At 62.5% G+C, this 10,275-nt stretch carries 10 protein-coding genes; 4 read left to right on the top strand and 6 right to left on the bottom strand.

Going from position 1 to position 10,275, the window contains the following annotated elements; translation table 11 throughout:
- Positions 1-36: 36 nt before the first annotated feature.
- Together ABVK50_RS14450 and ABVK50_RS14445 are read left to right on the top strand one after the other, a co-directional pair.
- Entirely contained in the window at positions 37-1,590 is a 1,554-nt protein-coding gene (locus tag ABVK50_RS14450) for a phospholipase D family protein (RefSeq protein WP_353640908.1), read from the top strand.
- Positions 1,591-1,739: 149 nt separating this feature from the next.
- Positions 1,740-2,648 (top strand): endonuclease/exonuclease/phosphatase family protein, encoded by a 909-nt coding sequence (locus ABVK50_RS14445; protein WP_353640909.1) that lies wholly within the window; start codon positions 1,740-1,742, stop codon positions 2,646-2,648.
- Positions 2,649-2,656: 8 nt separating this feature from the next.
- On the opposite strand, the gene ABVK50_RS14440 is transcribed toward ABVK50_RS14445, so the two are convergent.
- The 6 genes from ABVK50_RS14440 to ABVK50_RS14415 all read right to left on the bottom strand — a co-directional run bounded on the left by ABVK50_RS14440 (position 2,657) and on the right by ABVK50_RS14415 (position 8,106).
- A complete protein-coding gene (locus ABVK50_RS14440) occupies positions 2,657-3,151 on the bottom strand; it encodes a GNAT family N-acetyltransferase (protein ID WP_353640910.1) in 495 nt (164 codons plus the stop codon).
- A gap of 85 nt (positions 3,152-3,236) precedes the next feature.
- Positions 3,237-4,286, bottom strand: a complete 1,050-nt coding sequence (locus tag ABVK50_RS14435) for an L-idonate 5-dehydrogenase (protein ID WP_353640911.1) — start codon at positions 4,284-4,286, stop codon at positions 3,237-3,239.
- Positions 4,283-5,689, bottom strand: coding sequence for a TRAP transporter large permease (locus ABVK50_RS14430; RefSeq protein ID WP_353640912.1), 1,407 nt, complete (start codon positions 5,687-5,689; stop codon positions 4,283-4,285). The genes ABVK50_RS14435 and ABVK50_RS14430 overlap by 4 nt, the downstream gene beginning before the upstream one ends.
- 3 nt (positions 5,690-5,692) lie before the next feature.
- Complete coding sequence (locus ABVK50_RS14425) at positions 5,693-6,265, bottom strand: TRAP transporter small permease (RefSeq protein ID WP_353640913.1); 573 nt, start codon at positions 6,263-6,265, stop codon at positions 5,693-5,695.
- An 83-nt stretch (positions 6,266-6,348) separates the two neighbouring features.
- Entirely contained in the window at positions 6,349-7,323 is a 975-nt protein-coding gene (locus ABVK50_RS14420; protein WP_353640914.1) for a sialic acid TRAP transporter substrate-binding protein SiaP, read from the bottom strand.
- A 63-nt stretch (positions 7,324-7,386) separates the two neighbouring features.
- Entirely contained in the window at positions 7,387-8,106 is a 720-nt protein-coding gene (locus ABVK50_RS14415) for a FadR/GntR family transcriptional regulator (protein WP_353640915.1), read from the bottom strand.
- A 218-nt stretch (positions 8,107-8,324) separates the two neighbouring features.
- Between ABVK50_RS14415 and ABVK50_RS14410 the strand changes: the two genes are divergently transcribed.
- Both ABVK50_RS14410 and ABVK50_RS14405 read left to right on the top strand, forming a co-directional pair.
- Positions 8,325-8,846: a CoA-binding protein gene (locus ABVK50_RS14410; RefSeq protein ID WP_353640916.1), complete on the top strand. Its 522-nt coding sequence runs from the start codon at positions 8,325-8,327 to the stop codon at positions 8,844-8,846.
- Positions 8,847-8,986: 140 nt separating this feature from the next.
- Complete coding sequence (locus ABVK50_RS14405) at positions 8,987-10,273, top strand: O-acetylhomoserine aminocarboxypropyltransferase (protein WP_353640917.1); 1,287 nt, start codon at positions 8,987-8,989, stop codon at positions 10,271-10,273.
- Positions 10,274-10,275: the final 2 nt, after the last annotated feature.

Here is a 10,275-nt window from a genome sequence, read left to right as displayed (position 1 = left end):
GCCGCATCGGTCCGCGGAGATGGTCAAGACAATAGAATGGGCACCCTGTCGATAGCGCTGGCCGTACTGGCGGGACTGGTGCTGTTCCTTTATCTTGCGGTCTATTCCTATGGCCGGTTCGCCCGCCACGAACAGGGTGCGCCATCGATCAGCCTCGATGTGTCCGAAGGACAGGCGGCGCTCGACGCCGCGATTGCGCCGCTGCTCGGGAAGCATCCGGGCGAAACCGGCCTGCAACTGCTCAGTGGAAATCTGCATGCCTTTGCCGTTCGCGCCGCGGCTTCGCGCAATGCCGGCCGAAGCCTCGACCTACAATATTATTACTGGAAGGACGATCTGACCGGCAGACTGCTGGCTAATGAGGTCCTCATGGCTGCGGATCGCGGCGTGCGCGTGCGCCTGCTGCTCGACGACGTCAACGTCAATGGCCGCGACGCCAATTACTGCGCGCTCGACGCCCACCCGAACATCGAGGTGCGGCTGTTCAATCCCTGCCGCAGCCGTGACGGCTCGTTTCGTCGCGGCCTGGAAATGCTGCTGCGCTACTACAGCGTGGTCAGGCGCATGCATAACAAGGCGTGGATCGTCGATGGCCGGCTCGCCATCGTCGGTGGGCGCAACATAGGCGATGCCTATTTCGACGCCGCCGAAGCCTCGAATTTCCGCGATATGGACATCCTGATGGTAGGGCCGGCGGTTCAGCAGACCGAAGCGATATTCGACGCCTACTGGAACAGCAGCGTCGTCATTCCGATCAAGACGCTCGCGGGCTCACGAAGGGGCAATCTGCCGAAACTGCGCCAGGCGCTGCAATCGTCGCCTTCACATGCAGCCGCAATTCCCTATCTGGGCCGCGTGCTGGAGGAAGAAGACGTCCAGGACATGCTGGCGGGTATCCAGAAGCTGCACTGGACCGCAAGTGCGCGCGTCGTCTCCGACCCACCGGAGAAAGCCTTTGACGGAAAACGGGAGAACTGGCTTATAAAGGCCGTTATGCCGGCGGTCGCCTCCGCCAGGAGCCGGCTTGAGATCGTATCGCCCTACTTCATTCCCGGCGAAGATGGCGCAAACATACTGCTGGACCTTGTCGCCCAAGGCGTGAGCGTTTCCGTTCTCACCAATTCATTGGCCGCGACCGACGTTTCGGCGGTCCACGGCGCCTATGCGCGATACCGCAAACGGCTGATCGAAGGCGGCATCCGGTTGTTCGAGCTTCGTCCGCGAGAAGCGCGGCAGGATATTTCCCTGTTCGGTTCGAGCGGCGCCAGCCTCCACACAAAGGCGTTTCTGGTCGACGACAGGACCGGCTTCGTCGGCTCGTTCAATTTCGACCCGCGCTCGGCCTCCCTCAATACTGAAATGGGCATCATGTTTGACCATGCAGAACTGGCCAAGGAGGTGCAGGCGGTGTTTGAGCAGGAGATGTCGCCGCGCCGAAGCTACCGCGTTGTGCTTGGAAACGGCGCCATAGGATGGGAAGATGGGCCGGTCGGCGCAGCGAAGATCCTGAGCGCCGAGCCCGAGGCCAGCCTGCGGCGGCGCATGATCGCGATGCTGGTTGGACTACTGCCTATCGAGGAGCAACTTTAGAGGCCTGATCGAACCGTATCCGCGAGCAGAAGTTTCAGACTTTCAGATAAGATCATGCGGCAAAACAGCAAATCAGGGCCTATTGCGATTCCATCGGAATGGATCAGGCTCTAGAGTCAAAAAATCCCCTTCGGCTTGAAAGACACTGAATGCCTCTTCGACGCTTTCGCTTCTTCGATCCGGTCCAGCTCGATCTACTCAAGCGCGCGCCACGCCGCCTGGGATCGATAAAGGCCCAGATCAAGAACCGCATCCGTCATCAGCAGCTTGCGGCGCGCGCAGCCGACCCGCACAGGCTGGGCCAGGCCGCCGGGCATCAGGTCACCGTCGCCTCCTATAATATCCATAAGTGCCTGGGCGTCGACCGCCGCTTCGATCCCGAGCGGGTGGCGGCGGTCATCGCCGAGATCGGCGCGGACGTAGTGGCGCTGCAGGAAGCCGACCAGCGTTTTGGCGAGCGCCGCGGCCTTCTGGACCTGCGGGCGCTGGAGGCGGCTTCCGGGCTATCGCTGGTGAGGACTTCGCTCGCCCCCAACGGCCATGGATGGCGCGGCAATGCGTTGCTCATCAGGACAGGCGTCGTGCGCAGCGTCAGGCGGCTGGCGCTGCCCGGCGCCGAGCCACGCGGTGCGCTGGTGGTGGTTCTGGAACTGCCTTCCGGGCCGTTGCGGGTGGTGGCCGCCCATCTCGGGCTCCTGCGGCGAGTGCGCCGCTGGCAGGTACGCGCCATAGTCGACGCTGTCGACGATGGCACCCGTATCCCAACGCTGCTGCTCGGCGACCTGAACGAATGGCGGCCGGGGCCGCGTTCGTCGCTGCACGATCTAAGGCCGCTCTTCGGGCCGCTGCCCGCCGCGCCGATGAGCTTTCCGTCCTACTATCCCATGGTGGCGCTCGACCGCGTCATCGGCTCGCCCGGACTGGTCACTGCGCTCGAAGCGCACCACACGCCGCTGTCGGAGGTGGCGTCGGATCATCTGCCGCTTAAGGCGACGATCGATATTCCGGCGGCGCTGGATGCCCTGGGCATCAGGCAGCCGGAGTTGCAGCCTTCCTGATCGTCGGCTCAAGCGGGCGCGAGCGGCCGCGTGAAATAGCGCACCGCCTTTTTGCCGCCATGGATCCGCGCCTGCCCGGCGACGGAAAAGCCGAGGGCGGCGTGGAAGGCGTCGGAAGCAGGGTTCGGCGGATCTTCATTGACCTCGCAGGCGATCAGATCGTGGCCGGAGCGCGCGGCATGGTCGAAGAGATCGGCATAGAGCCGGCGGGCATGGCCGCGCCCCCGCGTATGGCCGGCGACCACCACGCGGTCCACGTAGACGAAACGCGGGTAACGGGCGCGAAACCATTCGAAATTCGGACTGTCGTAGCGGGCGTCCTGGTCGAAGGCGAGCAGGAAAGCGTCGACTTCGCCGATCCGCCTTGCATAAAACGACTCGCCGAGCAGGCGCGACAGTTCATTGGGCTCCAGCCACGACAATTCCGCCGCATGGGCATTGTTGAGCGCCAGAACCGCGGCATGGGAGGCCGCGGAAATTTCCGACAGATCGTCGTGTGCCACTTCGTTTCCTCCTGCTGGACCGGCAGCCGCAGTTCCTACCGGGTAGGGCGGTGGTTGCCAAGCGGGATGCGTGACCGGGAGACGCTCAGCCGGCGGTGAGCACGACCTTGACGCTTTGCGAGCGGTCGGCTGCGAGGCCGAATGCGTCCGGAGCCGAGGACAGGGTGCGCTCGGCGGTCACCAGCTTCAGCACGTCGACCTCGCCGCTGACGATCAGGTCGACCGCCCGGCCGAACTCCTCTCCGAACCGGAACGTGCCCTTCAGGTCGATTTCCTTGGCCATCACCGCATTGGCGGGCACGGGGATCTGGCCGCCCGGAAGATTCCCGACCTGGACGACCGTTCCTCCGCGCCGCACGCTGGCGATTGCCGCGGCGAGGCCGGCCGCGGTGCCCGAGATCTCGAAAGCGACATCGAACGGCTTTTCGGCCGCCAGCGCCTGCAACCCGGCGTCGCCGCCTGAGAGGTCGACAGTCCGGTCAGCGCCGAGTTTGGTGGCGAAGGCGAGGGGAGCCGCCGCGATGTCGGCGACGGTGATTTCTCCGCAGCCCTTGAGCTTGGCCGCGAGCATGGTCAAAAGCCCGATCGGCCCGGCCCCGAACAGAATCATGCTCCTGTCCCTGACATCACCCGCCCGCCCTACCGCGTGCAGGCTGACCGCCAGCGGCTCGGCGAGCGCGGCCGCCTGATAGGCCACGTGCGATGGAACCTTTACGCATTGCGCCGGCACCGCGTCGAACACGCTGGCAAAGCCGCCCTGCATATGCGGCGTCTTGGAAGCCGAACCCATGAAGTAGATGTTTTCGCAGAGATTGGCGCGGCCCTCCAGGCAGCGGGCGCAATGTCCGCACCAGCGCGACGGATTGACCGCGACGTGGTCGCCGACGCTCAAGCCCGGCGCTGCGCCATTTATCTCCACGATTTCGCCGGCAATCTCGTGGCCGAGGATCAGCGGCGAGGTGACGATGAAATCGCCGGTCCGTGCATGGCGGAAATAGTGCAGGTCGGAGCCGCATATCCCGCCCGCCCCGAAGCGCACCCGCACCATGCCCGGCGCGAGCGGCCCGAGCGGATGTTCTATCATCCGCAGGTCCTGGGGTCCGAACAGGGTCGCGGCGATTGCGTGGTCGGTCATCGGATCAATCCCAGTTGCGTCGGCAGCCACAGTGAAAGAGCTGGAATGAAAGTTATGACGAGAAGCGCGATCAGCAGCGGCGCGAGCCAGGGCAGGATCGCCATGGTGGTGCGCTCGGTCGACAGCCCGGAAATGCGTGAAAGCACGAACATGACGACGCCGATCGGCGGCGTCAGCAGCCCAATCATCAGGTTGAGCGTGAGCACCAGCCCGAAATGTACCGGATCGATGTCGAACTTGGCGATGATCGGCATCAGGATCGGCACTATGATGGTGATCGCCGCGATCGTGTCGAGGAAGCAGCCGATGCCGAGGAGCAGCAAATTCACCAGGATCAGGAAGACCCATTTGTTATCGGTCAGCGAGAACACGAAGTCGGAGAAATACTGCGCGGCCTGACTGACGGTCAAAAGCCATGCGAAGATCGACGCTGCGGTGACGATGAAAAGCACCGAGGCGGTGGTCTCGATCGTATCGAAGCTCGCCTTGGCGAGCGAGCGCAGCGTCATCGAACGATAGCGCACGAGGCCAAGGAAGAGCGACCAGATGACGGCCGCGACCGCGGCCTCCGTCGGCGTGAACCAGCCCATGGTCATGCCGCCGATCAGGATAACCGGCGTCATAAGCGCCATTACGGCGGCAAAATCGAAATACCAGTCGAGCGCGATCAGCACGACGAGCGCGATGCCGACCGCGAGATTGAGCGAGATGCCAGTGAGCGAAAGCAGGTAGACGAGTACCGGAAAGGCGGCGACCATCAGAACTTCGGCCGATGCGGCGGCGAGCCGGCGCAGGCTGAAGGGCGTGTCGGAACCCCATCCCCGGCGATAGGCGAAGACCGCGACCGTGATCATCATCAGCACCATCATCACCAGCCCGGGCAGGATGCCGGCCATGAACAGCGCGCCGATCGAGACGTTCGCCATCATACCGTAGATGACGAAGGGCAGGGATGGCGGAAAGATCGGCCCCAGTGTTGAGGACGCCGCGGTCACGCCAACCGCCGCCTCGACCGGATAGCCGTGATCGCGCATTGCCTTGATCTCGATCGTGCCGATGCCGGCGGCGTCGGCCAAGGCCGCGCCCGACATGCCGGCGAAGACCACGGAACCCAGAATATTGACCTGCGCCAGCCCGCCCTTCATCCAGCCGACGACGGCCAGCGCGAATGTGTAGATGCGGCCGGTGACGCCAGCGGTGTTCATCAGATTGCCGGCAAGAATGAAGAAAGGCACGGCCAGCAGCGGAAAGCTCTCGACGCCTGCGATCATGCGCTGCGCCGTGATGATATCGGGCGCGACATTGTAGAAGACGAGATAGAGCAGCGAGGCCACCGCCATGGAGACGGCGACAGGCGTGCCGCCGATCATGAGGAGAAGGAAGGATCCGATCAGGAGCAGCATGGTTCAGATCCCGTATCCATCGAAATCGGCGGGGCGCTCGAGCACGGAATAGCCGCGCCTGACGTCGGCCACGAACACCTGTATCTGGCGCAGACACATGAGGACGAAGGCAGCAAAGACGGTGTAGAAGACGATGTTGCGCGGCAGATTGATCGTGACCATCCGCTCGCGGTGCACGATGCCGGCATAGCGCCACAGCAGCCACGACATGTAGGCGAAAAAGCCGATGGCGATCAGGCTAACGGCAAGCGCTAGCACCCGCCCAATCCGCGCCGGAACGTATTTGTAGAGCAGGTCGACATGGATGTGACGCGTCATGCGCGTACACATGGCCGAGCCTAGGAAAACCACGACGACCAGGCAGTTGATCGCGATCTCTTCCGTCCAGGCGAAGCTGTCATTCATCACGTAACGGGTGAAAAACTGCAGGAAAACGCAGAGCGACATGCCCCAAAACACGGCGAGCGTCACCCAGTCCTCGAGCGCGTAGCGCGAAAGATCGGCGGGCGCGACTTCCTCTTCGAAAGCCTGCGCCAGTTCCTCGGCTGTCACCTGGGTATGGATTTCCTCGGTCATCGGCACGGCTCCGGCTAAGGGAGGACGGGGCGGCGGACTGGAACAGGCCCGGCGCTTCTCGCGCCGAGCCTGTTGAAGTCGGTTTACTGGATTGCGCGGATCGCTTCCCAGTCTTCCTTGCGGTAGCCGAATTCCTCGAAAGTGACCTTTTCCATGACGTTCTTCTCAAAATCGGCCCGGTCGACCTCAACCACCGTCAGGCCGCGGTCCTTGAATACCTGGACGAGCTCCTTCTCGCGCGCGACGATCTTGTCGGTCGCGCGCTTGGCAGCCTCCTGCATCACCTCTGTGAAGATCGCCTTGTCCTCGTCGGACAGCTGCGACCAGCGCGACTGCGACACGATGGTGTTGAGGTGGTCGACGATGTGGCCGGTCAGGTTGATGTGGGTCTGGACCTCGTAGAACTTCTTGGCCTCGATCGTGGTGAGCGGGTTCTCCTGCGCCTCGACGGTGCCCTGCTGGAGTGCGAGATAGACTTCGGCGAAAGCGATCGGGGCGGTGTTGGCGCCGCAGGCGCGCGGCATGGCAAGATAGGCCGGTACGTCCGGCACGCGGATTTTCAGCCCCTGCATGTCTGCGCATTTCTCGATAGGCCGGTTCGAGGTGGTGTGGCGGGTGCCGTAGTAGGTCGTCGCCGTGATGTGGTGGCCGGAGGCTTCTTCGTAGCCGCCGGTCAGCTCCTTGTACTTGTCGCTCTTGGTATAGGCGAGCAGGTGGTCGGCATCGCGGAAGATGAAGGGAAAATAGGTCACGCCGATCGGCGGGAATTCGCGCGCCGCAAAGCTCGACCCGGAGATGATGATGTCGACGGTGCCGAGTGTCAGCCCCTGATTGATGTCGGCTTCCTTGCCGAGCTGCGAGGCCGGAAAGACGTCGATTTTGTAGCGGCCGTCGGTGCGTTTCGCGATTTCTTCCGCCGCCCATACCGATTCCGTGTGGAAGGGCTCGGACGTTTCATAGACATGGGCCCATTTCAGGGCCGTTTGCGCCGACGCCGAAGCCATGGGCATGGCGATAGCGGCAATCGTGCCGAAAAGAACTGCGTATTTCCTCAACATTCGTATTCCTCCCTGTGATGGATTTGACTGCTCCGGCCAGATGTCCTCCCGGCCGGCCGACTTCTATTCCGCAACCTCCCTGGTTACGGATCTCTCACCGAAATTGCGTGAGAATCTGAGTTGCGACAACCGCAAATGCTCCCGCATGGCGGTCGTCGCCCGTTCGGGGTCGCGTGCCGCAATCGCATCGCGCACTGCGCGGTGTTCCGCGGCAGCCGCGCGCCACGAGTCCTTGTTCTCGAAATAGCTCGACAGGAGCTCGAAGTATGGATTCATGCGCTGGTCGAACAAATCGCCGATGAAGCGTACCAGGACGGCATTCCCCAGAATACCGGCCACGGTCGTATGGAACTCGCGGTCTAGCGCGATCGTAGTGCGGGTCGGATGGCTCATGTCTTCCATCCGGGTAAGTACGTCGTCCAGAAATTCGATATCGGCGGGCTGGACCAGGAGTGCGGCTTCGGCGGCAATCGCCCCTTCGATGAATTCACGCGCGCGCAAAAGTTCGAACGGACCTTCGTCCATTCCCGTGACCGCTGTCGCGGCCCGTGGCGGATCGGTGACATAGATGCCGGACCCGACCCTGATGCGTATCCAGCCTTCTACCTCGAGCGCGATCAGCGCTTCACGGACGGTCGGACGGGAGATGCCCAGCTGGTCGGCGAGTTCGCGTTCGGTCGGCAGGCGGTCGCCGACGGCGAACTCGCGCGCCTCGATCAGCTGCCTGAGCTGATCGGCGACCTGCCGGTAAAGCCGACGTGGTTCAACCGCCTGGATCGGCATTGCCGAGTTTCCTCCCATGCGTCGTCGACCAGTGGTAAATTGGTCTGACCGATTTAGGCAACGTGCTTCGGAAAATTCGAGGAGTCAAGCAGCAGATGATGAAAGTGGGGCGGGTATCGCTCGAAAGGAGGAACCGCTGGCAGCTTTGTCGTGGCGATGGAGAAAGAACATCGATACGAGGGCGATACAAATTGCCGGTGACAGGTCAGATTGAGCGCATGAACCACGATTCCTACGACAATTCTTACATTTCCGGAATCCTGAATTCGGTGAAGACGATCGCCATCGTTGGCGCCTCGGCCAATGACGTTCGGCCGAGCTTCTTCGTGGCGAAATACCTGATCGCCAAGGGATTTTCCGTGTTTCCCGTCAATCCGGGGCAGGCAGGGAAAGAAATCCTCGGGCGCATGACTTACGCAAAACTAGCCGATATCCCGGAACCGATCGACATGGTCGACATCTTCCGGCCGTCCAGTGCGGTGCCGGCGATCGTCGATGAAGCTCTGTTGCTCGATCCGCTACCGAAGGTGATCTGGATGCAGCTGACCATCCGCCATGATGAGGCGGCGGCGAAGGCCGAAGCGGCAGGGATCAGGGTTGTGATGAACCGTTGCCCGAAGATCGAATATGCCCGGCTTGCCGGCGAGATCGGCTGGAACGGCGTCAATTCCGGCGTGTTGTCGTCAAAGAAGCCGATCATGCGTTCGGGCTTCCAGAGTTTCGGCGTCCGCCAGAAATAGCAAACCATTCCGCCGATCGCGGATCTGGGCGGCTCTGGCGATGCGTACGAGCCGTGCCGCGGGCATTTTGTTCTTTGCATTTCGGGTTAGGCTTCGCCAAGAATAGGCAACGGATTTCATTACCGGGTTTTGGAGGAAAAATGTCTCAGCGCATTCCGGGTTTCAACACGCTGGCGGTCCATGCGGGCGCCAAGCCCGACCCGGCGACCGGCGCGCGCGCCACGCCGATCTACCAGACGACGGCCTATGTGTTCGACGATGTTGATCACGCCGCCTCGCTGTTCGGCCTGAAGGCTTTCGGCAACATCTACACCCGCATCATGAACCCGACCCAGGCGGTGCTGGAGGAGCGCGTTGCAGCACTCGAAGGCGGAACCGCGGCGCTGGCGACGGCTTCCGGTCATGCAGCGCAATTGCTGGTCTTCCACACCATCATGCGGTCCGGCGAAAACTTCGTCGCCTCGCGCAAGCTCTATGGCGGCTCTATCAACCAGTTCGGCCATGCCTTCAAGAATTTCGGCTGGGAGGTCCGATGGGCCGATGTCGACGACATCTCAACCTTCCAGAGCCAGATAGACGCCAAGACCCGCGGCATCTTCGTCGAGAGTCTGGCCAATCCAGGCGGCGAATTCGTCGACATCGCGGCGATCGGCGAGATCGCGCGCAGGCACGGTCTGCCGCTGATCGTCGACAACACCATGGCCACTCCATACCTGCTGCGTCCGATCGAGCATGGCGCCGATATTGTCGTGCACTCGCTGACGAAATTCATTGGCGGCCACGGCAATTCGATGGGCGGCGTGATCGTCGACGGCGGCACGTTCGACTGGTCGAAATCCGGCAACTACCCGATGCTGTCCGATCCGCGGCCCGAATATGGCGGCGTGGTGCTGCACGAGACTTTCGGCAACTTCGCCTTCGCCATCGCCTGCCGCGTGCTCGGCTTGCGCGATTTCGGCCCTGCGATCGCTCCCTTCAACGCCTTCCTGATCTTAACGGGCCTGGAAACCCTGCCACTCCGGATGCAGCGCCATTGCGACAACGCGCAGAAAGTTGCCGAATGGCTGTCGAAGCAGAGCCAGGTCGCCTGGGTTTCCTATCCCGGGCTTCCGGACGACAAGAACCATGCGCTGCAGCAGAAATACTCGCCGCTCGGCGCGGGCGCAGTGTTCACCTTCGGCCTGAAGGGCGGCTATGCGGCGGGCGTCAAGCTGGTCGAAGGGTTGGAACTGTTTTCGCACCTGGCCAATATCGGCGACACCAAATCGCTGGTCATCCATCCGGCCTCGACCACCCACCGCCAACTCTCCGACGAGCAGAAGATCGCGGCCGGCGCCGGTCCGGACGTGGTTCGGCTTTCGGTCGGCATCGAGAATGTCGAGGACATCATCGCGGATCTGGAGCAGGTATTTTCGAAGTTGGAGTGAGC

This window comes from Mesorhizobium sp. WSM2240 (assembly GCF_040438645.1).
Taxonomy (GTDB): domain Bacteria; phylum Pseudomonadota; class Alphaproteobacteria; order Rhizobiales; family Rhizobiaceae; genus Allomesorhizobium.
This window is presented reverse-complemented; position numbering and strand designations above follow the sequence as displayed.